23 protein-coding genes, 1 tRNA gene and 1 other RNA gene are annotated in these 23,138 nt (G+C 62.0%); 15 read left to right on the top strand and 10 right to left on the bottom strand.

Going from position 1 to position 23,138, the window contains the following annotated elements; genetic code table 11:
- Positions 1-35: 35 nt before the first annotated feature.
- Together ACNO8S_RS09235 and ACNO8S_RS09230 are read left to right on the top strand one after the other, a co-directional pair.
- Positions 36-1,181 (top strand): M48 family metallopeptidase, encoded by a 1,146-nt coding sequence (locus ACNO8S_RS09235; RefSeq protein WP_420181818.1) that lies wholly within the window; start codon positions 36-38, stop codon positions 1,179-1,181.
- 41 nt (positions 1,182-1,222) lie between these two features.
- The gene (locus ACNO8S_RS09230; RefSeq protein ID WP_044951910.1) at positions 1,223-1,408 is read left to right on the top strand and encodes a hypothetical protein; all 186 of its coding nucleotides are present in this window, start codon (positions 1,223-1,225) and stop codon (positions 1,406-1,408) included.
- 32 nt (positions 1,409-1,440) lie between these two features.
- Here the strand turns inward: ACNO8S_RS09230 and ACNO8S_RS09225 are convergent, their stop codons facing one another.
- The gene (locus ACNO8S_RS09225) at positions 1,441-2,544 is read right to left on the bottom strand and encodes a glycosyltransferase (protein WP_146417154.1); all 1,104 of its coding nucleotides are present in this window, start codon (positions 2,542-2,544) and stop codon (positions 1,441-1,443) included.
- Positions 2,545-2,664: 120 nt separating this feature from the next.
- On the opposite strand from ACNO8S_RS09225, the gene ACNO8S_RS09220 reads away from it, so the two are divergent.
- Positions 2,665-3,987 carry an MFS transporter gene (locus ACNO8S_RS09220; RefSeq protein ID WP_420181817.1) on the top strand — a complete coding sequence of 441 codons (1,323 nt, stop codon included), beginning with the start codon at positions 2,665-2,667 and terminating at the stop codon, positions 3,985-3,987.
- A 39-nt stretch (positions 3,988-4,026) separates the two neighbouring features.
- Here the strand turns inward: ACNO8S_RS09220 and ACNO8S_RS09215 are convergent, their stop codons facing one another.
- Positions 4,027-5,076, bottom strand: a complete 1,050-nt coding sequence (locus ACNO8S_RS09215; protein WP_050036725.1) for a glycosyltransferase family 4 protein — start codon at positions 5,074-5,076, stop codon at positions 4,027-4,029.
- A gap of 509 nt (positions 5,077-5,585) precedes the next feature.
- Between ACNO8S_RS09215 and ACNO8S_RS09210 the strand changes: the two genes are divergently transcribed.
- The 6 genes from ACNO8S_RS09210 (at position 5,586) to ACNO8S_RS09185 (ending at position 9,203) form a co-directional block, all read left to right on the top strand.
- Positions 5,586-5,873, top strand: a complete 288-nt coding sequence (locus ACNO8S_RS09210) for a ribonuclease P protein component 4 (RefSeq protein WP_005538431.1) — start codon at positions 5,586-5,588, stop codon at positions 5,871-5,873.
- Positions 5,874-5,925: 52 nt separating this feature from the next.
- Positions 5,926-6,174, top strand: a complete 249-nt coding sequence (locus tag ACNO8S_RS09205) for a YhbY family RNA-binding protein (protein WP_008313216.1) — start codon at positions 5,926-5,928, stop codon at positions 6,172-6,174.
- Positions 6,174-7,052, top strand: coding sequence for a mechanosensitive ion channel family protein (locus ACNO8S_RS09200; protein WP_044951907.1), 879 nt, complete (start codon positions 6,174-6,176; stop codon positions 7,050-7,052). Before ACNO8S_RS09205 ends, ACNO8S_RS09200 begins: the two co-directional genes overlap by 1 nt.
- A gap of 409 nt (positions 7,053-7,461) precedes the next feature.
- Positions 7,462-7,692, top strand: a complete 231-nt coding sequence (locus ACNO8S_RS09195) for a hypothetical protein (RefSeq protein ID WP_044951905.1) — start codon at positions 7,462-7,464, stop codon at positions 7,690-7,692.
- A 9-nt stretch (positions 7,693-7,701) separates the two neighbouring features.
- Entirely contained in the window at positions 7,702-8,118 is a 417-nt protein-coding gene (locus ACNO8S_RS09190) for a PIN domain-containing protein (protein ID WP_014040709.1), read from the top strand.
- An 89-nt stretch (positions 8,119-8,207) separates the two neighbouring features.
- Complete coding sequence (locus ACNO8S_RS09185) at positions 8,208-9,203, top strand: hypothetical protein (protein ID WP_050036724.1); 996 nt, start codon at positions 8,208-8,210, stop codon at positions 9,201-9,203.
- A gap of 349 nt (positions 9,204-9,552) precedes the next feature.
- Here the strand turns inward: ACNO8S_RS09185 and ACNO8S_RS09180 are convergent.
- A tRNA-Arg gene (locus ACNO8S_RS09180) sits at positions 9,553-9,627 on the bottom strand.
- Positions 9,628-9,701: 74 nt separating this feature from the next.
- Positions 9,702-9,977, bottom strand: coding sequence for a DUF5798 family protein (locus ACNO8S_RS09175; protein ID WP_014040706.1), 276 nt, complete (start codon positions 9,975-9,977; stop codon positions 9,702-9,704).
- Positions 9,978-10,056: 79 nt separating this feature from the next.
- On the opposite strand from ACNO8S_RS09175, the gene ACNO8S_RS09170 reads away from it, so the two are divergent.
- Both ACNO8S_RS09170 and ffs read left to right on the top strand, forming a co-directional pair.
- Positions 10,057-10,470: a DUF7548 family protein gene (locus tag ACNO8S_RS09170; protein ID WP_050038235.1), complete on the top strand. Its 414-nt coding sequence runs from the start codon at positions 10,057-10,059 to the stop codon at positions 10,468-10,470.
- A gap of 79 nt (positions 10,471-10,549) precedes the next feature.
- Positions 10,550-10,862, top strand: an RNA gene (gene ffs, locus ACNO8S_RS09165) — signal recognition particle sRNA.
- A 401-nt stretch (positions 10,863-11,263) separates the two neighbouring features.
- Here the strand turns inward: ffs and ACNO8S_RS09160 are convergent.
- Entirely contained in the window at positions 11,264-12,949 is a 1,686-nt protein-coding gene (locus tag ACNO8S_RS09160; RefSeq protein ID WP_151103525.1) for an acyl-CoA synthetase, read from the bottom strand.
- A gap of 100 nt (positions 12,950-13,049) precedes the next feature.
- Between ACNO8S_RS09160 and ACNO8S_RS09155 the strand changes: the two genes are divergently transcribed.
- The 3 genes from ACNO8S_RS09155 (at position 13,050) to ACNO8S_RS09145 (ending at position 16,073) form a co-directional block, all read left to right on the top strand.
- On the top strand, positions 13,050-13,652 hold the full coding sequence (locus tag ACNO8S_RS09155) for a class I SAM-dependent methyltransferase (RefSeq protein ID WP_014040704.1): 603 nt from the start codon (positions 13,050-13,052) through the stop codon (positions 13,650-13,652).
- Between the two features lie 455 nt (positions 13,653-14,107).
- Positions 14,108-14,971, top strand: coding sequence for a fumarylacetoacetate hydrolase family protein (locus ACNO8S_RS09150; RefSeq protein WP_050007238.1), 864 nt, complete (start codon positions 14,108-14,110; stop codon positions 14,969-14,971).
- Positions 14,972-15,308: 337 nt separating this feature from the next.
- Entirely contained in the window at positions 15,309-16,073 is a 765-nt protein-coding gene (locus ACNO8S_RS09145) for an IclR family transcriptional regulator (protein WP_008313236.1), read from the top strand.
- Positions 16,074-16,743: 670 nt separating this feature from the next.
- Here ACNO8S_RS09145 and ACNO8S_RS09140 read toward each other — a convergent pair.
- Positions 16,744-16,920, bottom strand: a complete 177-nt coding sequence (locus tag ACNO8S_RS09140; RefSeq protein ID WP_008313239.1) for a hypothetical protein — start codon at positions 16,918-16,920, stop codon at positions 16,744-16,746.
- A gap of 89 nt (positions 16,921-17,009) precedes the next feature.
- Here ACNO8S_RS09140 and ACNO8S_RS09135 point away from each other — a divergent pair, with 89 nt between their 5' ends.
- On the top strand, positions 17,010-17,408 hold the full coding sequence (locus ACNO8S_RS09135) for a hypothetical protein (RefSeq protein ID WP_008313240.1): 399 nt from the start codon (positions 17,010-17,012) through the stop codon (positions 17,406-17,408).
- Positions 17,409-17,436: 28 nt separating this feature from the next.
- On the opposite strand, the gene ACNO8S_RS09130 is transcribed toward ACNO8S_RS09135, so the two are convergent.
- From ACNO8S_RS09130 to ACNO8S_RS09115, 4 genes are read right to left on the bottom strand one after another with little or no spacing between them, the layout of a single operon-like run.
- Positions 17,437-18,480 (bottom strand): cytochrome b/b6 domain-containing protein, encoded by a 1,044-nt coding sequence (locus tag ACNO8S_RS09130; protein ID WP_014040701.1) that lies wholly within the window; start codon positions 18,478-18,480, stop codon positions 17,437-17,439.
- Entirely contained in the window at positions 18,477-18,887 is a 411-nt protein-coding gene (locus ACNO8S_RS09125) for a hypothetical protein (protein ID WP_050007239.1), read from the bottom strand. The genes ACNO8S_RS09130 and ACNO8S_RS09125 overlap by 4 nt, the downstream gene beginning before the upstream one ends.
- A complete protein-coding gene (locus tag ACNO8S_RS09120; RefSeq protein WP_023843324.1) occupies positions 18,884-19,546 on the bottom strand; it encodes a 4Fe-4S dicluster domain-containing protein in 663 nt (220 codons plus the stop codon). The genes ACNO8S_RS09125 and ACNO8S_RS09120 overlap by 4 nt, the downstream gene beginning before the upstream one ends.
- 11 nt (positions 19,547-19,557) lie before the next feature.
- Positions 19,558-22,959, bottom strand: a complete 3,402-nt coding sequence (locus ACNO8S_RS09115; RefSeq protein WP_420181816.1) for a formate dehydrogenase subunit alpha — start codon at positions 22,957-22,959, stop codon at positions 19,558-19,560.
- Positions 22,960-23,138: the final 179 nt, after the last annotated feature.

The following is a 23,138-nucleotide window of genomic DNA, read 5'->3' as shown; positions in this document are numbered from 1 at the left end:
GTACGCTTTTTGTTCGTCATAACGAACGAACAATTATGGCTCCCCGCCCGTCCACTACGTGGTCCCTCCGCGCACGTCTCCTCGCGCTCGTCGTGGTGCTCGTCGCCTTCGACGCCGTGGCTGTCGCCGTCGCGTACGTGCTGGGCCACGTCGCGTTCGGTCTCCTGCCGCTGGTCGGCTACGATATCGGGACGCTGTTCTGGACGATGGGGTTCGATATCGTGCCGCTGTGGCCCGTCGTCCTCGTCGGGACGCCGCTCGTGCTCGCCGTCCAGTCCATCTACGGCTACCGGATGACGCTCCGGGATTCCGGAACAACTGCGACCGAATCTAGGGCGTCCGATCCTGAGTCCGTCGACGCGATGCGGGCGAAGATACGGCGTAGCGAAACCGCCGACCGCCTCCGAGAGCGAGTGGCTCGGCTGGCACAGACGGCGGATATGGTGACACCGGACGTGACAGTCATCGACTCGGAGACGCCCAACAGCTACGTCGCCAGCCGGCCCGGCGAACAGACGCTGGTCGTGACCACGGCGCTCGTCGACCAGCTCGACGACGCGGAACTCGACGCCGTCATCGCCCACGAACTGGCCCACCTCAAGAACGGCGACGCGTTCGTCATGACTGCGGCCGCGTTCCTCCCGACCGTCAGCGCGCTGTTTACTCGCACGCTCGGAAAGACGCTGCAGTACTCGATGTTCTTCCACTGGTTCCTCGGCGGCGACGACGAGGACGGGACGTGGGTCGCTGGCGGGAACATTCACCTCGTGATTCTGCTCTTCGCTGTCATCGCGATACCGGTCACGGCGACGCTGTATCTCGCCAGCACAGCCTGTTACCGGCTCCTCTCACGGATTCGGGAGTACGCCGCGGACGCGGGCGGTGTCGCCATCTGTGGCTCCCCGGCAGCACTCGCCAGCGCGCTGGAGACGCTGACAGACGACCAGCGTCCGACCACAGACATCCGAACCGCCGAGACCGGTGTTCGAGAACTCTGTGTGATCCCACACGCCATTGCGTCCGACGAGCAAACTCCGCCGGAGGGGCGGGCCGAACGGCTCGCTCACCGCTGGCGGAGCGTCTCCGAGCGGCTGCTGCCCGGGTCGCATCCAGATGTCGCTGACCGCATCGCTGCTCTGGAGGACCACCAGTCCGCCCTCGACCGGCGCGGGCAGTCGTGACGAAGGGGTACAGTTTACTCGCCGGCGACCCGAGAGAGCGTATGAGCGACGACGCCGAGGGGCGACTCAGCTGGCTCCACTGGCCAACGGTCCTGAAAGGGCTGGCGCTGGGAGTCGGGGCCGGCCTGATACTGGCCGTGTCACTGGGGGATTTCTATCTTGGAATACTGCTTGGCACACTCAACGGGCTCGCTTTCGGTATCGGCTGGTCGCACTCGCGGGCCTGAGTTACGCGACGCAGACGCTGTGCCGGCGACAGCTACAGCACGCTGTCGTACACGTCGGCTAGTTTGTCGATAGCGTGCTCGACGCTGATCACGTCCCGCCGGGCGAGACAGCGCTCCCGAAGGTGTTCGCGTTCGTTGAGGACGCGCTCGATAGCCCGACGGAAGCCGTCGATGTCGCCTTCGTCGTAGGAGTAGCCGGTTTCGCCGTCCTCGATAGTGTCGCTGAGTGCGCCAGCGTCGACACCGGCGACGGGCGTCCCACAGCAGTTTGCCTCCAACGCGACCAGACCCTGCGTCTCGACGGGGCTGGGGAACGCGAACACGTCGAGCGTCGAGTACAGTTCGGGCAGTTCTGCACGGTCAAGAAATCCGAGAAACCGCACGTCGACGTCGCTGTGCTCGGCCGTCGCTTCGAGCGATTCACGGGCCGGGCCGTCACCGGCGAACACGACAGTCACGTCCAGCCCCTCGCAGGCGGTGATGATGTCCTCCAAGCACTTCTCGTAGCCGTGGCGGCCGGTGTAGCCGACGATAGGGCTATCGGGGAGGTCGTAGCGGTCCCGGAAGTCGGCCGTGTCGACCGGTTCGAACACGGTCGTGTCGACGCCGTTCGGAACGACTGTCACCGTCGTATCGAGGCCGATAGCCTCCCGGAGGTGAGTCGCCGCGCGCTCGCTTGGCGCGATCACGGTGTCGGCACGGCCCAGGAACCAGCGTTCGTAGCTCTCGGCGCTGGAGCGGACCGCTGACTCGACAGCGCCGTTGAACGAGACGTACTCGGCGTACTCGCTCGTCGGCGTGTGATACGACGCGACGAACGGGATGTCGAGTTTGCCCGCGAGTCGCTGGCCCGCCATCCCGAGGCTGAAAGGCGTGTGAGCGTGGACCAGTTCGGCGTCCCGGACGCCCTTCGGTATCTGTGGCATCCCCAGGCGAAACCCCTCGTAGAAGGGGAACGGAAGGCTCCGGACCGGATACTCGTTCTCTGATGGGTCGTGATTGCTTTTCGGGTAGACCACGCCCATGCGACCGCCGCGGTCGCGCCAGCGGTCCCGCCACGTCTGGACCGTGTAGGTCACCCCATTGACGGTCGGCAGGTACGTGTCGGTGAACGTCGCGACGTGCGGCAGTGTCATCGCCGCGGCGTAGCAGGACCAGGGCTTAAACCGTTGCCATTGGCGCGCCATCAGTCAGACAGTTGTCACTCGCTGGCGGGTGCCAGAGTTCTTTTGGGGGACCGTGGCACAGTTGGGGTAATGGATCGGGACGGCTGGCTGTACGCCTGGGCAATCGCATCGGTCGCGTTTGGCGCGGGCTCGTTGCTCGTTCCACTGTATTTCGTCGCCATCGGCGGCGAGACGTTCATGCTGGGCGTCCTCGCCGGGGTGGCCGCCGCCGCGGGTGCGCCGGGCGCACTCATCTTCGGACGCGTCGCTGACAAAACGGGGAAGCGCCGGTCGCTCGTCCTCCTCGCACTGGGGCTGGCGACTTCCGCGTTGTTGCTCGTCTCGCTCACCGAACAGCCGTGGCTGGTCATCGTCGGCAACGGCCTGCTGTGGTTCGCGGCCGGCGCTGCCGCGCCGGTGCTGACGCTGCTTGTCACCACCGGAACCGTCGAGCGGGACTGGCCGGCCCGGTTCGCCGTCCTGAACCGCTACCAGGGCTGGGGCTGGGCCGGCGGGTTAGTCCTCGGTCTCGTGTGGACGGCGCTGCTCTCCGAACCACTCGGAGAGATCCCCGCACAGCAGTCGCTGCTGTGGCTGTGTGCGGCCGCCGTTGGCCTGTCGGCGTTCTTCGGGGCGAAGTGGCTGCCGTCCGACCCAGATGAACTCGACCGTCCGCAGGCCAGTCGGATGGCGCGGGCTATTGCCCGGTCGCGTCGGCTGCCGGTCCGGAGCGCGACGTTCCCGGTCAGTCAGGGGCGGCTGTACTGGCTCACGCGGTCGATACACCCCCGAGAAGTCGCGGCCCGGTTCTCCCCGTCGCTGACCATCTACTTCGGGGCCGTCATCGCCTTCTTCGTCGGTTTCGGCGTGTTCTGGGGGCCGTTGCCGCTGTATCTCTCGCGGACGCTCGGCTACGAGTCGGGACTCGTCTTCGCGCTGTATCTCGTCTCCAGCGTCGGCTCGGCGCTGTGGTACGACCGCGCTGGCGCACTCGCCGAACGCTACAGCCCGAGCGGGCTCCAGGTCGGGGGCCTGCTGGCCCGCGCCGCGCTTCATCCGGCTGTCGCCGTCGTGGGGCTCCTGCTATCTGCGACGCTCGCGGGCACGATCATCAACGGCGTCGTGTTCGTCCTCATCGGCGTCGCCTGGGCCGTCATCGCCGTCACCGCGGCCAGCGTCGTCACCCAGCTCGCGCCGTCGGCCATCCGCGGCGAGGCGCTCGGCATCTACACCGCCGTCTCCGGGCTGGCGAGCGGCGTCGGGTCGCTACTGGGCGGCTGGCTCGGCGGCTACGACTTCCTGCTCGCGTTCGCCGTCGCTGGCGCGCTGGTGCTGGTCGGCGCGGTGCTGGTCGCGGTCGTCTGGCGGCGCTCGCCGTCGGTGTCTGTCAACAGCGAACCGCTATCGGCATAACAATCGCTTCGACCGCTCGAGCCATCTGCCTCGATCCGCTCAGGCCAGTTCTTCGTACGTCTCGACCAGCCGCCGGCCGACCCGTTCCAGGCTGTGCTCTCTGGCCGTCTCTTTGGCGTTCTCGCCCAGTCGCTCCCGCAGGTCGGGGTTCTCGGCGAGACGCTCCAGCGCCTCGCGGAACTCCGCTTCGTCCGCACAGATGAGGCAGTCGTGGCCGTCCTCGTAGTACTCCCGGAACACCGGAATGTCCGAGAGGACGACCGCCTTCCCGCAGGCCATCGCCTCTAGCACGGCGATGCCCTGGTTCTCGGCCTTCGTCGGGAACAGGTACACGTCGCCGGCCCCGAACGCCCCGCGGATGTCCTCGATCCATCCGGTGAAGGTCACGTTCTCGGGCGGGTCGTTCACCCACCGCGAGACGGTCCTGGAGGCCTGTGGCCCGGCGTCGTAGGGGCCGAACCACGCGAAGTCGTGCTTCGTCTCTTGGGCGAGTTCACAGAACGTCGTCAGCCCCTTGCGCTCGAAGACGTTGCCGACGGCGAAGACGACCATCCCGTCGAGGTCGTAGCGCCGCCGGTAGTCCTCGCGCAGGTCCTCGTAGCCCGCCAGCGCGTCGATGTCGACGCCGTTCGACATCGGCTGTATGGGCGCGTCGACGGGATAGGATTCGAGTATGTTCTTCGTGTATTCGGAGGGGCAGAGCACGAGGTCAGCCTGGGAGTAGAACCACTTCAAATAGCGACCCAGCGCCGGCGCGACCAGGTTCGACCCGCGGAAACTGTCCCGGAAGTCCTCGCGGGTGACGTGAGCGTGCAGGACGAGCGGGATGTCCGCCTGCGCCGCGTGCTGTGCCACGGCGACGGAGCCGGGTCCGATCATGTTGCAGTGGGCGATGTCGAACTCGCGGAACACCGGGTCGTTGAAGGCGATATTGCCACCCAGTGCCCACGCCGGATGGCCCTCCTGCCAGGGCGTCGTCTCCACCTCGATGTCGGTCTCGGACAGCGCCGCCCGCTGGTGGTCCACGGCGGTGCCGATGCCCGACCGGTCGAGGCGGTCGGCCAGTTCGAGATAGTTCAGGACGCGCACGTCTCGGGCAACTCTGTCGGGGCCGAAAATCCTATCGACTTCACTTGTGGAGGGTGTGATTAGAAGCGTTTACTTACCAAACAAACGTTCAGAACAGCCAGAAAGCCCCCGCGCTATCGACTCCCGCGGCTCGCTGTGCGCTTCCCTCGCTCACTCCGTTCACTCAGTCCAGTGCTTGCTTCACCGGGGTTCGTCGATAGCGCGGCCCCTTTCAGTCCCACCCGTGTCGGCTGGTCGAACAGTCACAGGTGGGACTGAAAGGGGCGAGACGCTGGGCGTTCGAGACGAAGCAAGCACTGCATGAGCGACGGTAGGGAGCGAAGAAGCGCGCAGCGAGTGCGCGGCGCTCCGCGCCGCGACCACTCGAACGGCGAGCGAAGCGAGCCGTGAGAGTCGCAGTAGCCCAGCGTCTCGGGGCTTTCCGGCTGTTCACAAAGCTACCAAATCGTACGGCGACCATTGCTAGCTCGTTCGGAAGGCATTTTCCCGCCGCCGACCCAGTACCGCCAATGACGGACGAGGCGACCATCGCCCGCGAGCGGATCGAGCGCCTCCAGTCGCTCGCTCGCGAGGCCGTCCAGGCCGGCAACGAGGAGCGCGCCCGGTCGTACGTCCGCCGGGCTCGCCGGGTCGCCGAACGCCACCGGCTGCGCCTGCCGCGGTCGTTCGAGCGGTCGACGTGTGACGCCTGCGACACGTACCTGCTGCACGGACACAACGCCCGATCCCGGACCCAGTCCGGCCACGTCGTCATTACGTGTGACTGTGGGTCACAGTCCCGCTATCCGTACGACTGAGGATTCTTTACGACTGCTGGTTTTAAGGGGCTGTCTTCGCTAAACGGTGTACATGAGTGACTCTTCTCGACAGTCGCGGATACACGACCTCGACGCGACGCTCCGCGTCGGCAAACACGGCATCGAATCCGTAGCGGACGAACTCGACGACCAACTGGAAAACACGGACCTCGTGAAGGTCAAGTTCCTCCGGTCGTCCCGGGGCGGCACGACGGCCGAGGAACTCGCTGACGACCTGGCCGAGATGGTCAACGCTGAGGTGATTCAAGTGCGGGGCCACACCGCGGTGTTCGAGAAATGATGCAGGTCCAACCGCTCACCGACCTACTCAATGGCTTCGGCGTACCGGCGGCCGGGTCCATCGCCTCGGCAGTGGTCTTCGTCGTCGCCTTCGTCCTCGTCTACGCATTGGGGAAGGCGATAGTGCTCCCCATCGTCGACCGCTCGCTCAAGTCACGGGACCTCGATACCCACGCACGGCGGCCGCTGAAGAAGGTCGTCAGCATCGGTGTCGTGTTCGTCGCCATCTCCGTCGCCTTCGGGATGGCCGAGTACGGGAACTTCCTGCAGTCGCTGGCAACCATCGCCGCCGCGGCGACGCTTGCCATCGGCTTCGCGATGCAGGACGTCATCCAGAACTTCGTCGCCGGCGTGTTCATCTACACCGACAAGCCGTTCCGGATCGGCGACTGGATCGAGTGGGACGGCAACTCCGGCGTCGTCGAGGACATTAGTCTCCGTGTTACCCGCGTCCGGACCTTCGACAACGAGCTGCTGACCGTGCCGAACTCGAATCTGACCGACGGCGTCATCAAGAACCCCGTCGCCAAGGAGCAACTCCGACTGAAGTTCGTGTTCGGTATCGACTACGACGACGACATCGACGAGGCGACTGAAATCATTCTCGACGAGGCTAGGGCACACCCGGAGATTATGGACGACCCCGAGCCATCGGTTCGCCTCGTTGAACTCGGTGACTCCTCCGTCGGACTGCAGTCCCGTATCTGGATCAAGAACCCGAGTCGGTCCGACTTCGTCAAGACGCGCGCCGAATACGTCAAGGCAGTCAAGCAACGCTTCGATGCCGAGGACATCAATATGCCGTACCCGAACCGGACCATCGGTGGCGGGCTGGAGATGACCGGACTCGACGGCGTCGTGGAGCCGGCCGACGACTGAACCGCACAGTAGCGTATTTTGGCTGTAAATGCCGGGGTATCTGGCTACCGTGTCGGTATCGCCATACTCGTGCTTCGGTCGCGGCCTCCGTCACCTCGGGACAGTAAGTCCATTCCGTTCACTGGCAGAACTAAGCCGCCGCTGTCGGACGGTTTGGGTGGAGAAGATCTGCGATGGGCGCTGCGGGATTTTCACCCGACTGCGAGACTCGCTCTCGCTCGTCTCGCGTGGTTCAAATCCCGCAGCCGACGCTCCTCACCGCTCACTGTCGTTCGCACAGAAATCACGGGCGCTGAGGGCGCTCGTTCGTGGGGCGAGCGAATCCCCTTGATAGGCGTGAGGCAACCGACTTCGAGCGCTCTTAGATACACCGAAAAATACAGTAATCTGTGAATCCATAGGTTTCTGTATGCCTAGTATCACCGTCAATGTGGACAACGACCTCAAGGAGCGAATGGAGAGCCACCCGGAGATCAACTGGAGCGAGATCACGCGACAGGCCATCGAAGAAAAAATCGAGGCGCTCGAAGTGATGGACGAACTCACCAGTGAGAGTAATCTCACCGAGAGCGACGTACAGGAAATCGCCGACAAAATAAACGATAGCGGACGTAAGCGCGTTGACGAGGAATCAGCATAGACACGACGAATGAAGCTGGTCATCGACGCCAACGTTGTCATATCTGCACTCATCGCTGATTCGAAAACGCGTGAGCTCATCGTCACGCTCGAACCCGACCTCCTGACACCCGCCTTCGTCTACGAAGAAATCGAGAACTACGAGGAGCTAATCGTGAAGAAATCTGGGATGGAGCAGGACCGAGTGACACAATTCATCGACCTCCTGTTCCAGTACATCGACGTTGTTCCTGCTGACGACTTCTACCAAGCTATCGAACGGGCAAAGGAAGCAATCGGTGACACCGACCCGGACGATGTTCTCTATCTGGCGTGTGCGATTGCCAACGATGCAGCTATCTGGAGCGATGATTCCGACTTTGACGACCAGGATCTGGCCGAGACTTACTCGACGATCGACGTGATTAACTCGTTTGACACCCGCTAAACGCCTGAATAAGGCTCTCAGCGGCGCGCAGTGGAGATCCTTCTGACCGGACAGAAAACATATACGAATCGCATCGGGAGCGAACTAACATGCCCAAGCCCTCTCGAAGACAGATTCTATCTGGCCTCTCTACAGGTTTTGCCACACTGCTTGCCGGCTGTACGGCCGCCCCAGACGAATCAAACGCGACATCGACGACAACCGCCGATGGCAACTCCCCAACCGAACCGACCCAAGCGGTGCCGGAGTTCCCCGGTGACACTGCCTCGGAGGCGTGCCCACCGTTCGATGACGCCGCCCAAGTCGTCTGCTATGAGGCGGTCGATCCTGAGGCGATGCCAGTGGTCCTCGTTCCAGAAACCCAGACCGTCCAACTGGATCAACCAACCGATTTCACGCTCAGAAACCGGAGTGCACAGCGGTTCGAGGCGAACTTCTACAACTGGCAACTGTACAAACGAGTCGATGGCGGCTGGTACTATATCATGCCTCGGTCTACGCCACAACCACTGGCAATAATGGCGGCCGGCGAGGACCACACCTGGACGCTAACCGTTACGACTGGTAGCGTCAACGATGGCGCTGCCATCGACAGGGTCCAAGGGACGGAATCACTCTCAGCCGATGGGCTCGGCGGCGGGCACTACGCGTTTGCAACCGATGGGTGGTTCGAAGCAGGTTCCTACGAGGAGCCAATTGCGCTCGCGGCAAGCTTCGATTTGCAGGCCGATCCACTGCAGTTGACCACAACAGCCGCCATCGCCGAGACGGAATGGGACGGCGAGACGCTGGTTGCACGGTCAACCCGGGGTGAGGCTGACAACGACAACGATGAACACGATGCGTATATGCTCGAACGAATCGACGACTCCGAGCCCCATGCAGAGCAAATCATCATTGAGCAGGTTGTACGCGACGATCAGTTGCGCGATGCCATCGCACTGAGCCGGGAATACGACGCCGCCCGAGTCCGGATAGAAGAGTTCACCAGCTCCATCCCGCCCTTCGGACTTGACGATTCCCGCATCTACGAGTTCCAGGGAGAACGTTACCAGGTGACGACAAGGGCGGGCGACTCCACGTAGTGTGGTCCAGCTGATTCGTCGTGACACGCCTACTGAGCAGCTTACAAAACGTAACGTATCTGGAGCAAATGAGGCCGCTGTGCTGACTACACTCTCTGTATTCAGCCCGAACTACTTGACGAAGTTTAGGAAGGTTCTTGAGCGCCGTAAGTTACCCGACACAAGCGGTGGTAGCGTCGTAATTGGCGGTTGATTTCCCCGTGAGGTCCGTGTAGAAGTACGCGAATCACCAGACGACACCGCTCCAACTCAGAACCGTTCGATTGTCGAACGAAAGGAATCGAGGTAATAAAATCATATTTGGGGCTTAAACCTCTGTACGCGGAAAATTCGGATGAATTAAGCGATACGGGCGCTGAGGGATTTGAACCCCCGACGGTTTGGTCCGAAGCCAAGCACTCTGTCCAAGCTGAGCTAAGCGCCCTACGTACAATGGTATGATGACGTTATGGTTTAAACCAACCGGTTCCGCCGCGTGATGGGACCGCAGTCATGGGATTACTCCGAAACCGCTTCAGCAGTGTCGGAGTCGGTGTCAGCAGCGACCTCGGCCACGACAGCCTCCGTGTCAACGCCCCGTTCTTCGGCGAGTGCCTCGATGAGTGCGCGCTGTTCGGCCAGTTCCCGCTCCATCCCGTCGACGCGGGTGTTCGTCTCGTCGACGGTGCTGCGCAGGTCCTCCAGCTGCGTCTTCAGCTCGTTGACCTTCTTGTAGAGGTCCTCGGCGATGTCGGCGACCTTCTGTATCTTTTTCGCGGTGGAACCCAGTCCCATGGTCACGGCTACGGAGAGGCGACATTTCCTCGTTTCGCTCGAACGTCGCTGTTATGACGCCGCCGGACCGAGCAACGGTATGGACGACTTACGGCTCGCTCCGGCTGTCGGCATCGTCGGTTGCGTTCTATATCTCCTTGCACTCGCGGTCCCGTATGGCCTCGTCGAGACGACCAGTGCCGTGGGGGCGTACTACAGTTCAGGGGCGCTATCCCCGCTGCTACCGGGCGTATTCGCGCTCGTCTGCATCATCGTGCTGGCGGCCGGCCGCGAGGGTCGGTCGGACCCGAGTGTTGCGGCGGGGGCCAGCATCGGCATGGGCGTGTTCATCGTCGCCCTCAGCGTCCTCTGGGCAGTCACCGTTCCCGAGAGCCTCGTGCTGGGACTGACTGAGTCGACACTGATGGAGTACCACCGCTGGGGTGTCGTCCTCGCAGGTGTGCTCATCCCGCTCGGTGGGACATGGTTTGCCCGAGCGCTGGACCTGCTGTAGGCCGGTCTGCCCACCGGCGCGTCGTCCAGCGGTCTGTGGGCGCATCCGAAAGGCCCTTATGGGGCGGCGGCGGAGTTTCAGGTGGACTAGGTCGGGGGGCTAGGCCCCCCTCCTCGCCCGCACTGTGGTCTTGAGCGGGGACCGAACACCGGGGGCGTCCGGTCTGACGGACGTGGACCCCGTAAGCTAACGTGGAAGCCTCGTCCCACGGGGACGGCGGTCCGCGTGGTCGCACCTGCAGGGGTGCGCCCATGTGGTTAAACGATGGCACTCCGCCAGGCACGGAAGTGAGCAGCGGACCATCGAACACCCGTCGCTCGTGGGGTCGCGGGGTGGAGGAGGCAAACGGGATTACCCGCGTCCGAACGCCGGGCCATCCTGGCTGTCCGTTCCATTCATACCTGCGTTTAATTTCCCCGAGCAGCCGTATTGTAGTCGTCTTCCGAAAGCTATCGACGCAATCTGTACGTCGCTCGGGTGCCGGTCAACGGAGGTTGACGACCGAGGTCCACCATCCGCTGGACCACGCTCCCGGCTTATGGTTGACCAACACACTACAGAGGGGCACCAATGAAGGGGTGTCTTAGATCTGACCTTCAGATTTAGCTCTGCATATCTAGGATATGAATATCAAAACAGCTGATAGGACTATAATTACAATCTTCTATCGATTATCGTCTTTTCGAACCAGAAATTTGCATATCGAGATCCAACGTACCCCTCGCTGCCGACAGTATCCGCGATACACAACTGATTTCGGACGCTCTATGACTACCGAGAGTTACACTGGGGACTACGGTGGCCCGCCGGCAGCGCTGTCGTCGGCGTCCCACTCCTGCAATTCCTTCCGCCGGATCTTCCCGCTGGTCGTCTGGGGCAACGCATCGGCGAACTCGATCTCGCGGGGGTACTCGTACTCGGCGAGGTGCGCTCTGACGGCGGACTGGATTTCCGACCGAAGCCGTTCGCGGGCCGGTGCGTCCTCGGCTGTCTCAACGTAGGCCTTGATGATCTCTCCACGCGTGTCGTCGGGCACACCGATGACGCCCGCCTGGACCACGTCGGGGTGCTCAAGGATTGCACTCTCGACTTCCATCGGTCCGACGCGGTAGCCGCTGGTGATGATGACGTCGTCCTTGCGCGATTTGAACCAGACGTAGCCGTCGTCGTCCCGTCGAGCCAGGTCGCCGGTGACGAACCAGCCCTCGACCTCCTTGGCTGCGGTTTTGTCTGGCATGTTCCAGTACTCGTCGAAGAACACCGAGCGGTCGTGGGGTCGCACCGCTATCTCACCGAGTTCGCCGCTTGGGAGGGGGTCGGCAACGCCGCTGTCGGCGGCTTCGGGATCCAGAATTGTCAGGTCATACCCCGGTAACGGCTTACCCATGCTGCCGGGCTGAGTGTCGAACCAGTTCGAGTTGTTGGCGACGACGAGGTTCAGCTCCGTCTGGCCGTAGAACTCGTTAATCGTGACAGAGTCGAACGTCTCAGCCACCCAGTCGACGATTTCGGGCGTCAGCGACTCACCGCCGACGGCGAACGTCTTGATGGCCAGGTCGTACGCCGCCGTCGGGTTCTCGACGTCCATCAGCATTCGGAGGGCGGTGGCCGGCATGAACGACCGGGTAACGCCGAACTCAGAAAGCAGGCTGAACGCCTCCTCGGCATCGAACCCCGAAGCGGGGTAGCCGACGATAGTCCCGCCGTGGTGCCACGTCGCGAAGAGCGTCCCCCCGAGCGCCGCGCCCCAGGCCCAATCCGCGGGCGTCCAGACCGTCGCGTCCGGTCCCAGCCCGTGATCGAAGAAGTTGTACGCGGCCGCGGCTCGCCCGAGCCAGAGCGCGTGTGAGTGCCGGACGCCTTTCGGCGGCCCCGTCGACCCGCTCGTGTACAGTATCGCCGTATCGGTGTCCGGTGTGGACTCGTAGGGTTCGATATCGGTGTGTTCCGGCGTGGCGAGCACGTCCTCGAAGGCGTGGACATCGCCCGCCGGTGCGTCGGTTTCGATCTCGACGACGTGTTCCAGCGCCGGACAGTCGTCCCGGACTGCATCGATATCGCCGCGCACGGCCGGGTCGATAACAGCGGCGGTCGCGCCGGCGTCGTCCAGCCGATACCGGAGTGCGTCCGTCCCGAACAGGACCGTCAGCGGAACCGAGACGGCTCCGAGCTTCCAGTTCGCCAAGTGTGTGATCGGGTTCTGTGGCTTCTGTGGTACGACGACGCCGACCCGGTCGCCGGCCTCGACACCGAGCCCGGCCAGCCCCGCGGCGAGCCTGTCCGATAGCTCGTCCAGTTCGCGGAACGTGTACTGCTCGCGCCGCCCGTCGGGGTATGCCTGTTCGAGCGCCACCCTGTCGGGGTCGTCGTGTTTTTGCAGAAAATCGACCGCCGGATTGTACGACGCCGGGAGGTCCCAGCTGAACTGATCGCGGGCCTCGTCGTACCCCTCGAAGTCCGGCATCACTGTCCAGACCATGGCATACCGGTCGGCTGGGTGGCTGTTGCGTCTTTCGGTCGAACCACCGCCGCTGCGACCGAGCCGGCAGAACTTTCCGTCTTCCCCTCCCGACTTGACCGTGGACTCTACCGACATCCGCGAGGAGTGGGCCGACCGGTCCGGCGAATACTCCCCCGCGTATTATGCCTACTATGGAGCGGACGAGACGAGTGAGCTAGTGCAGTCGATACTTGCGGAGCACGTCGAGCAGGACGCGGCTATTCTGGAGGTCGGGTGTAGCTCCGGGCGACATCTCGCTGCACTGTCTGACGCTGGCTACTCGGATCTGACCGGGGTCGACATCAACGCCGACGCGTTAGATGTCCTCGCCGAGACGTATCCCGACCTTGCGGCCACCGGCTCGTTCCACGCGATGGCTATCGAGGAGTTCGTCACGGATGTCGCGGACGACGCGTACGACGTCGTCTTCTCCGTCGAGACGCTACAGCACCTCCACCCGGACGTGGACTGGGCGTTCGGGGAGTTGGCGCGTATCGTCGATGACCTGCTGATCACCGTCGAGAACGAGGGCGGCGACCCGGGTGAGGTAAACTACGTCGACGACAACGTCCCGCTGTACTATCGGGACTGGAACGCGGTGTTCACAGACTGTGGACTTACTGAAGTAGATTCGATGGATGGGAAGCGGGATACTGTCCGCATATTTCGGCCACCTAAGTGAGAGCTTGCACAGATAGCTCTATATTAAGTAATACGGTGCTAGATATTAATAAGATCTATCCATATATGTGCTATTTGGTAAGAAAAATGAGTACGGTTAGAAGTTTACGTGGTACTTAGGGAACTCAAGTCCAACTTCGGACGTGATCTGTGGCTCGATAGAAGTCCATCTCTCACGACAGACTCACTGGGACACCAGAATAACGTATGTACGTCTGTCATCCATGATGTTCCGTATTACTGAACGGCGGTTCGCCTGAAGCGAAATGGATTACTGACCGACGGAAGCGAGTTTCCCTTGTGTGTCTCTGTGGAAAGTGCCGTTTGTACCGACTGTGTGTCTACCGCCGGATAGCTGATGCTCTCCACAACTAGTGTCTGTGTCCCCTTGCGACAGGCAGGAAGTACGCCGTTGGCAGCGCAAGATTGATGTATTGTTGCAGTTTGCTACTCTGTATGAGGTACTACCAGCTACGCGACGGGAACTCACAGCGGTTAGCGGTCGAAACTGGGGACGGTGTGTACGATTTGACCAGCGTCAAACCGCAACTCCGCACGTTCCGTGACCTCCTCAAGTCGGCCTCGATTGCGGAGACTGCACCGGATGAACTCAGTGCCCGCCATCTCGATACCGCTGAAGCGGTGTCCGAGCAGCGACTCGAAGCCGATGCTACCGACCCCGTCACTGCCGACGAAGTCTGGGCCGCCGGCGTTACGTACCAGATCAGCGAAGAAGCGCGGACAGAAGAAAGCGACACGCCGGAGATGTATCTGTACGTGCACGACGCGGAGCGACCGGAGATCTTCTTCAAGTCGACGCCCAATCGGACTGTCGGCCCCAACGAAGCAGTCGGTATCCGGGCCGACTCGGACTGGGACGTGCCCGAGCCCGAGCTTGCGATTGTTCTCTACGAGGGAGAAATCGTCGGCTACACCATCGGCAACGACATGAGCAGTCGGTCTATCGAGGGGGAGAACCCGCTGTACCTCCCTCAGGCCAAGGTGTACGACCGTTGTTGTTCGGTCGGCCCGGCCGTCGTCACGGACATCGAAGACCCGCACTCGCTGGCGCTCTCGATGTCGATCCACCGCGACGGTGAGCGTGTCTACCACGGGGAGACCAACACCAGCGAGATGAAACGCACCTGCGAGGAACTCGTCTCGTACTACACCGCACACAACGCGGTCCCCGAACTATCGGTGCTACTTACCGGGACCTCGCTCGTTCCCGACGACGACTTTACGCTGCAGGAAGGGGACGAAGTCACCATCGACATCGAGTCCATCGGAACGCTGAAAAATCCCGTCACGGTCGTCTAAGCGGCTAGTGAACCGGGAACGGGGCCGCGGTCTCTCTGGGAACCCCTTCGCATGGGGTTTCACAGCGTGATACCCCACTCGGCCCCCGACTGGTTCCGATTGCGTGCCTGTGTGTCGGTCTGCTGTGAGGATTTGTCCCGACAGAGTTTTGTCACCCGTCGGTTGCCTACACGCTCTATGGGTATCTCTACTTGCGACAATCGGCCGGAACGTACGTGTCTGTGTGCGGTGATATGCCATCGATATGTCGTGACAGAAACCGGTGTGGCATCGAGGTCCCCGCTCTGTCCCAGATGTTTGAACAACTGTTTAATACGAGGGCGTACCATGACCGGGTATGGCAAAGACCGCTCAAAACCCAGTCAAATCCGCCGAGACGACGTTCGAGGTGCTTGACGCACTGAAAGACCTCGACGGGGCCGGTGTCACCGAACTGGCCCAGCATCTCGACATCCCGAAGAGCACGGTTCACAACTATCTGAGCACGCTGGAACAGGAGGAGTACGTTGTCAACAGGGACGGTGTGTACGAGGTAGGGCTCCGGTTTCTGGAGCTGGGGGCCTACGCCCGCCACCGGGAGAAACTGTTCGGGATCGCGAAGCCAGAGGTCGATCGGTTGGCCGCAGAAACCGGCGAACTCGCGAATATTCTCGTCGAAGAACACGGCCGCGGGTCGTACCTGTACCGTGCTCGGGGAGACAAAGCTGTCCAGGTCAAGGCCCACGTCGGAACACGCGTTCCGCTTCATACGACAGCGCTGGGAAAAGCGATCCTCGCACATATGTCGACCGAACGGGTCGATGCGATCGTCGACCGCCACGGACTCGGCGGGGAGGCCAGCAAGTCGATCAGCAGTAGAGCGGAACTGGAGCAAGAGCTAGCGGACGTCCGGGACCGCGGCGTCGCTTTCGACGACGAAGAGCGTCTCGAAGGGCTCCGCTGTGTCGCTGCCCCAGTGCTCAACCACGATAACGAAATCATCGGTGCGATCAGCGTTTCGGGGCCAACGAATCGGTTCCGTGGCGACCGGTTCCGCGAGGAACTCCCACAGAAGGTACTGGAAGTCGCCAACGTCATCGAGCTGAACGTTACCTATTCGTAACGGCAGTGTTCAGAAACGGTGAACGGTAGTACAGTCTTGTGACAGCGGTAATTAAACAGCGTCTTTCGACAATAGCACCGTCCTCGGCCAGTGATTGCAGAACAGCACAGACTAGTCAGGAGGGTACTGGAAGTATGTCTGGAAGGCGTTTCGAGCATGTGTTTCGGTCCCGCGACACGAACGAGTAGACACGAGTTCCGGCTTTCATCTCATAGATGCCGGTTCTAGGTTTTGTTTGATAAATAGCCACTATACGTATCATTCATCATGAGTGAACGACGTTCCAACGCTATCTTACACCGTGTGGTACTATATAGTACCACGCCCCTGACGCGGTCCCTATCTCAATAATGGATGTACTACTGTTACTCTAAACGAGGGATATCGACTATCGGTTTCCTATCACTGGATACGTTCTAAGTAGTAGCTAAACCCACCGACTTTCGGGGGAGTACACCCAAATACTGTATTTATATACGAGTCTCCGAGATATAGCGCTAATTCAGTGCCTGAAAAATAGATAAAGGAAAATATATTCATAAGTTTGGGTAGATTGGATTATATTTGCCGGTACTGAGCTAGAGTTCGAGCCATCCGTCGATGGATCTTGCTTGGCAGAGACACAACGATGGCTATCGCTTCGGCAGTGTCTCCCGGCAATCGGGTACGGTTACGCGAGGAACTGGACGCCCAGGGACAGCAGGAACAGTACCACGATCCCGATCGATGACAGTTCGAGCCACCGGGACCGCACGTCGGCGGACCTGATACTTGCGACGAACAGCGTTCCGACGACGCCGACGACTACGACCAGTGCCAGATACACCGCGTTGAGCGCTGATGCCATATGATACCATTTCACAGCGGTACAGTAAACACTAGTGGTTGAGCGCCCCCTCCCCAACGGTAATGAGAGCCAATCACATAGACAGGGGCATGCGTCTCGAACTCCGAATCTGTAAACACTGCCACGAGGGGGATCACGGCAACGCCGAAAAGACGGCTGTGACACAGGATATGGTCGCCTGCGCCGAACAGGTCCGCGAGTACAAGGATCTCATTGGCCTCGATGCACTCTATATTACGAAGGTGACGGAAGGCGACCCCGGCGGCGCGGAGGCACTGGACGTCATCGTCGCCAGCATTGAGGGCGACCAGGTCGCGCTCTCCGACACACAACTGGTCATGGAGGACGGCGACGGCAACATGCTCGTCTACCCGGAGCCAAAAGACATCCTCCAGGTCCTGACTCGAAACCTGAACCAGATTCAAGAGCAGACCCGCCAGGACGTCGACGTCGAGCTATCACCTGAAGGACAGGCACTCATCGCGTAGTTGCACGGAAAAACGGCCCCGAGTCGGTTCAGTTCTCGTTGTCGTCTGATTTAGGCTGGCCGCCGTCGGTCTGGGGCTCGCCCCCATCGGCCGCGGTCGACGGTTCCCGCTCCGCTTCTAGCTGCTGTTCCCAGCGGATGCGCAGGACGTTCCCGTACATCGACAGCACGAGCCCGACACCGAGGACGACCATCCCGAGGTTAATACCGATAGTCAACAGGATGCTCGACGGCCCGCCGCCGATGGCAAGCTCACGGGGTACCGGATAGCCCTCGTCGAAGATGCTCCCGATGAGCACGGAGACGATGCCGATGACGGTCATCGCACCGAAGACTGTCGAGACAGTGCGCCAGGACGGGGACAGCGAGAGCCGTTCGATCCCCGTGGTGTCCGGCTCCTCATCGTCGTCACCGTGGTGCTCTGGCACCATGCTTCGGGGAATGAACGCCTTCGTCTCGACGGGGTAGAAGGCGGGATGCATCCCGTGCTCGAAGATGTGGAACATGACCCCCATCAGCATGATGACGCCCAGCAGGCCGTGGAACGTGACGAAGGCCATCGCGGCCGCCTTGGTCTGGAACATCGCGGCGAGTCCGGTCTTGCTCCAGATGAGTAGCCCCGAAATCGCAAGCAGGGTCAGCTCGATGGAGAAGATGAACACGACGCCCTTGCCGATGTAGGACAGCAACGGGACCTCGTCGGCCTTGTAGCCGGCGAACTGCCGCGCACTGGGGTGCCGTTCGTCGGCCCGACCCAGCACGAACTGGATGTCCTGAATGAACGCGTCGACGTCACCCTTGCTGGGGAGGATCTTCGAGAAGTTGCTCCGGCCGGTCGGGGAGATAATCTGGAGCGTAATCCAGAAGACGACGAGTGCGACCAGCCCGATGCCGGTGATACGGTGGATCGCCGTCACACCGGATGCACCGCCCATCAGCGTCAGCATCCACCACAGTTCGTCGTTGAACATGATGGCGTACCCGGTGAAAAACAGCAGGAACACGTCCAGCCCCAAAAGCGAGTGAAACAGGGTCGTCACCCGCGTGAACTTCCCGTGGTCGAGATTGCTCACGCGCCGTCACCTCCCTGTCCGTCGCTGCGGGCCCGCGAGCCACCGTCGGCCGCGACGGCCTCGCTGACGTCCTCGTCTGGCTCACGCATCTGGTCGGCCAGCCGCTGGAACGCCGCCCAGTGGATGAACACCATCACGAGAATGAACGCACCCAGGATGACGTCGGCCGCGTGGATGAGTGCGATGAGGAAGTCAAGCGCGGGGATAGTATTCCCGAACACCCAGTCCGCGCCGATACCGCCGCCCGCGACGCTCGGATTGACCCGGTACAGCGATTCGTAGCCGAGTCTGAACCCCTGTGCCCAGAACAGCGCCAGCCCCGCGACGGCGAGGCCGACGACCGTGCTGATGAGCACCGAGACGCGGCTATACCCGTTCACCTCCGGAAGGTCATCCCTGTCAGTCATTGGAACTCACTGGCGTCCTCGCCAAAGATGATGTCCATGGCCACGTCGTTGAAGAACGTGCCGCTGTCCCTGTTGTCCAGTTCGTCGGATATCTGGGCGGGCGTCCCGACCAGAATGGCGTCGGTAGCACACTCCTCGGCGCAGGCCGGCCCCTTGCCGACGTCCTGGCGCTCCTCGCACATGGTACACTTGTCCATGTTGCCACCGCTGCCGACGAGGTTCGCGACGCCCTCGTCCTCGCTCGGGAACTGCGGCGCGCCGAAGGGGCACGCCGAGAGGCAGTACTGACACCCGATACAGAGGTCGTCCCGGACCCGTACGAAGCCATTCTCCTTCGAAATGAGCGAGTCGGTCGGACACACCGAGACACACGGCGCGTTCTCGCAGTGGTAACACTGCATCGGCACCGCGGTCTCGCCGGGCGACTCGCCCTGTTCCATCGCCTTGCCGCTGCTGGCGTTGAGCCCCGACGCGGCCTCCTGGCCTTCGAGCATCGTCGCGATGCTGATTCGCTGTTCGTCGCGCGGGACGTCCCACGTTCGTTTACAGGAGACGACACAGCCGCCACAGTCGATGCACGCTTCGACGTCCGGGAAGATGCGCGCGTCCTCGCCGGTACTCATCACGCCGTCGTGCATCACTTCGTTGCCTGTTGACATACTAGCTCACCTCATTGCACCGTCGAGTTGTCGCGGACGTCGAAGTCCTTCTGTGTCCCGACGTCGTTCTCGTCTTGCGGGAACGTGAGATCGAGGTCCACGTCGATGTTGTACCGGTCCAGTACCTCCGGCGTCGCCGGGTTGACCGCGACCATCGATACTTTTGTCTCCTGCATCTGGGTTTCCACGTCGTAGCCGCGGGACGTGATAGCGTTGGCTGAGTCCCCGATTGCGTAGGGAACGTGGCCGTCGGGGTACTTGTCCTCCAGACTCTCGCCTTTGAACACGCCGCCCCAGTGATACGGCAGGAACACTTCCTGATCGTTCGGCCGGTCCGTCACGCGGGCTTTCACCAGCACGGAGCCACGGTCCGTCGAGGAGATGACGACGAGGTCGCCGCCGTCGACGCCGAGTTCCGCCGCCTTGTTCGGCGTTATCTCAGCGTACATATGCGGCTGGAGGTCGGCGGTGTGGATGTTGTTCCGCGTCTCCGCACCACCGCCCTGGTGTTCGACCTGCCGACCGCTGGTCATGATCATGTCCAGATCAGGCCCGTCGTCCTGATTGTGGATGATGTCCGTGGCCTGTTCCTGTTCGACGAGGTTGTTCTGGTCGAGCCGGTAGAAGTTCCGCTGCTGGCCGTTTGCCGGCCACTCGTTCAGCAGTTCCGTGTCCGGCCCCTCGATTGGCTCGCGGTGGACCGGCACCTTGTCGAGGAAGCTCCAGACGACGGCACGCGCCCGGCCGCGTCCGGTCGGCGCGTCGGGCTGGTTGTAATCGTACTCCTCGTAGAACTCGGGGTCGACCCCCTGCCCGATCATCGTTTCGAGGTACTCGTCGAAGACCGCGCTCCCCGTGTCGGGATTGTTCAACGCTTGCGCGGCGGTGTACACCGACTCTTGGTTGTCGAGTGCGTACTGCTGGGGAATGGTGAGTTCGTCCGGCTGAACCTCCTGTTCGGGGTCCACGAGGCTCTGTGGCGGCGTCACCTTCCAGCCCGGATACTCCGGGATGCCGTGAATCATGCCGTCTGCAGCCGTGTCGTCGTCGTCGGCCCACTCGGGGTTGTACGGTGCCCGGGTCAGGTCCAGCGCTTCCGCCTGGCTGTCGTATCGGTCGCCGACGGCGTCGAGCGTCTCCTGCATCGGGTACTCGTCGTCCGTCGGCATCGCGTCCCAGTCCTCCGGGGTCGGTGCCGAGACGCCCCAACGGGTCCGGAAGTCTTGCCCCCCGTTGTTGGGGTCTAAGTCGTCGTTCCAGATTATCGGCGTGCCCGGATGGTCTTCGCCCCAGCAGGGCCAGGGAAGCATCCAGTACTCGCCCGCGACAGGCGTCCCTTCGGCCCCCTTGAGGTCCTCGTTGGAGAACGCCCAGTCGTACTCTAGGTGTTGCTGGAGCCGCTCGGGGGTCTGCCGGTAGCCGATGGTGTTGGTCCCGAGGTTGAACTCCCGGACGACGCCCTCGTAGCTCGACTTGCCGTTGTACAGCTCCGAGCCCGCGCCCCAGTCGAAGTGCTCGCCGAAGCCCAGATAGCCGGCCAGTTCCTGCATGATCTGGAGGTCCGGCTTGGAGTTGTGCGCCGGCGAGCGGACCGGTTCAGACCACTGCACCGACCGGTTCGTGTTGGTAAGCGACCGGTGGTGCTCGTACTGGCTGGACGCCGGCAACAGCAACACCGGCGGTCCGTCCTCGTAGTCCGGGAGGACGCTCGCGACCGAGGGGAACACGTCGACAACGACTAGCAGGTCGAGGTTCTCCATCCCCTCTTTCATCTGCTCCATCTCGCTGATGGAGTTCGCGGAGTGGCCCCAGAAGACGGCGATTTTCGTCTGGTCGGGCTGGTAGATCGGCGTCTCCTGATACCGGTCCTCCTGGTCGAGCGCTGATTCGAACCAGCGGGCCACCGTCAGCCCGTTCTGGAACATCATCGAGTTCTCGGCCGGGTTCTCCGGGCCGTGGTCGCCGTTCGGCGGCAGTTCGTTCGCGTCCTCGCTCCCTTCGTAGTTCGGGCTCTGGCGGACGTACTTCTCCGGCGGCATCAGCTCGAACCGGTTGTACATGTCCGCAAACGAGGTGGAGCCGCTGGTTTCCGGCGTCTTGTCCCAGATTTCGGCCCACCAGGACCAGCCGCCGGCTGTGAGGCCGTAGTAGCCCGGAAGGATGTGGCTCGCGACCGCGAGATCGGTCGCCCCCTGGACGTTCGCGTGTCCTCGCATCACCTGGAGGCCGCCGCCGCTCCGGGCCGCACTCCCGGAGGCGAGGCTCGCCATCGCATACGAGCGGATGTTCTGAGTCCCGTTGTTGTGCTGGGTCCCACCCATCGCCCACTCGATCTGGACGTGTGGCCGGGCCTCGTCGATCATGTCGGCGATGCGCTCGATGTCCTCGGCGGACACCCAGGTGATCTCCTCGACGGTCTCCTTGTCGTACTCATCGAGTTCCGCGTCGACGTCTTCCCAGCCCTGCACGCGGTCAGTGAGCATGTTCTGTCCGCTGTCGTCCGCGTCCGGGTCCATCGCGAGTCCGTGCTTGTCGCGGAGTTCTTTGATGATACCCATCATCAGGGCCACGTCGGTGCCCGGGCGGAACCGCATGAACTCGTCGGCGTGGGCCGACGTTTTCGTGAACCGCGGGTCCAGATTGAGGATGGTCCCGCCGCGTTTCTGCCCTTCGAGGATGTGCTGCATCGCGATGGGATGTGCCTCGGCGGGGTTCTGGCCGATGATGATGTTCAGGTCGAAGTTCCGGTAGTCCTGCACGGTGTTTGTCATCGCGCCGTAGCCCCAGGTGTTCGCCAGCCCCGTCACCGTCGTGGAGTGACAGATACGCGCCTGGTGGTCGATGTTGTTCGTGCCCATGAACGCCGCCAGCTTTCGGATGGCGTAGGCCTCCTCGTTGGAGTGATGCGCGCTGCCCAGCAACATCACACTCTCGCGGCTGTGCTCCGCGTCGACGTCGACGGCTTCCGCTGGTGAGACGTCGGAATCGGGCCACAGCGCTCGGATGTCAGTCGCCAGACGGTCGTAGGCATCGTTCCAGCCGAGCTTGCGCCACTCCCCGTCCTCCTGTATCATCGGGTGTTTGAGGCGCTTCTCGGAGTGTTCGGTCTCGTAGATGCCGGCTCCTTTCGAGCACAGCGACCCGGCATTTATCGGGTGTTCATGCCACGGCTCCATGCCGACAAAGGAGTTGCCCTCCTTCTCACCACGGAAGCCACAGCCAACTGAGCAGTAATTACAGATCGTCTTGGTCAGTTCGGTGTCCGTGTCTGTCCCGTCCGTTTCCTCGCCGTCCTCCTGGAGTGCCTGACCAGCGCCGCTGACGCCGAGGGCGACCCCGCCCGCCAGGGCGCTCGCCTTCATAAACGAGCGCCGGTCGAGATCCAGTGAGACTGGTTCCTGCTGTGTACTCATGGTGAATGGTGCCCACCCATTACCGATGCTGTCCGTGTTTGCCACGAAATCTGGTTTGTCATTGTCTCTCTAGACGTGCCACAAATTCGATGTCATCCATGATAAAATGTGTCATAGTTAGCCATAATAATTCATGAAATTTTCTACCCAGCCAAATATTTGGGGTTGTATTCATGAAT

The organism is Haloarcula sp. KBTZ06, from assembly GCF_048595605.1.
GTDB classification, from domain to species: domain Archaea; phylum Halobacteriota; class Halobacteria; order Halobacteriales; family Haloarculaceae; genus Haloarcula; species Haloarcula hispanica.
The sequence above is the reverse complement of the archived record's forward strand: the minus strand, read 5'-3'. Positions and strand labels throughout refer to the sequence as shown.

Bases quoted from the DNA above. Each gene is read 5' to 3' on its own strand.
- ACNO8S_RS09150 (WP_050007238.1), top strand. From the start codon at position 14,108: ATGAGGTACTACCAGCTACGCGACGGGAACTCACAGCGGTTAGCGGTC.
- ACNO8S_RS09115 (WP_420181816.1), bottom strand. From the start codon at position 22,959: ATGAGTACACAGCAGGAACCAGTCTCACTGGATCTCGACCGGCGCTCG.
- ACNO8S_RS09220 (WP_420181817.1), top strand. From the start codon at position 2,665: ATGGATCGGGACGGCTGGCTGTACGCCTGGGCAATCGCATCGGTCGCG.
- ACNO8S_RS09210 (WP_005538431.1), top strand. From the start codon at position 5,586: ATGACGGACGAGGCGACCATCGCCCGCGAGCGGATCGAGCGCCTCCAG.
- ACNO8S_RS09160 (WP_151103525.1), bottom strand. From the start codon at position 12,949: ATGGTCTGGACAGTGATGCCGGACTTCGAGGGGTACGACGAGGCCCGC.
- ACNO8S_RS09205 (WP_008313216.1), top strand. From the start codon at position 5,926: ATGAGTGACTCTTCTCGACAGTCGCGGATACACGACCTCGACGCGACG.
- ACNO8S_RS09225 (WP_146417154.1), bottom strand. From the start codon at position 2,544: ATGACACTGCCGCACGTCGCGACGTTCACCGACACGTACCTGCCGACC.
- ACNO8S_RS09140 (WP_008313239.1), bottom strand. From the start codon at position 16,920: ATGGCATCAGCGCTCAACGCGGTGTATCTGGCACTGGTCGTAGTCGTC.
- ACNO8S_RS09185 (WP_050036724.1), top strand. From the start codon at position 8,208: ATGCCCAAGCCCTCTCGAAGACAGATTCTATCTGGCCTCTCTACAGGT.
- ACNO8S_RS09145 (WP_008313236.1), top strand. From the start codon at position 15,309: ATGGCAAAGACCGCTCAAAACCCAGTCAAATCCGCCGAGACGACGTTC.
- ACNO8S_RS09230 (WP_044951910.1), top strand. From the start codon at position 1,223: ATGAGCGACGACGCCGAGGGGCGACTCAGCTGGCTCCACTGGCCAACG.
- ACNO8S_RS09170 (WP_050038235.1), top strand. From the start codon at position 10,057: ATGGACGACTTACGGCTCGCTCCGGCTGTCGGCATCGTCGGTTGCGTT.
- ACNO8S_RS09235 (WP_420181818.1), top strand. From the start codon at position 36: ATGGCTCCCCGCCCGTCCACTACGTGGTCCCTCCGCGCACGTCTCCTC.
- ACNO8S_RS09200 (WP_044951907.1), top strand. From the start codon at position 6,174: ATGCAGGTCCAACCGCTCACCGACCTACTCAATGGCTTCGGCGTACCG.
- ACNO8S_RS09175 (WP_014040706.1), bottom strand. From the start codon at position 9,977: ATGGGACTGGGTTCCACCGCGAAAAAGATACAGAAGGTCGCCGACATC.
- ACNO8S_RS09190 (WP_014040709.1), top strand. From the start codon at position 7,702: ATGAAGCTGGTCATCGACGCCAACGTTGTCATATCTGCACTCATCGCT.
- ACNO8S_RS09120 (WP_023843324.1), bottom strand. From the start codon at position 19,546: ATGTCAACAGGCAACGAAGTGATGCACGACGGCGTGATGAGTACCGGC.
- ACNO8S_RS09195 (WP_044951905.1), top strand. From the start codon at position 7,462: ATGCCTAGTATCACCGTCAATGTGGACAACGACCTCAAGGAGCGAATG.
- ACNO8S_RS09135 (WP_008313240.1), top strand. From the start codon at position 17,010: ATGCGTCTCGAACTCCGAATCTGTAAACACTGCCACGAGGGGGATCAC.
- ACNO8S_RS09125 (WP_050007239.1), bottom strand. From the start codon at position 18,887: ATGACTGACAGGGATGACCTTCCGGAGGTGAACGGGTATAGCCGCGTC.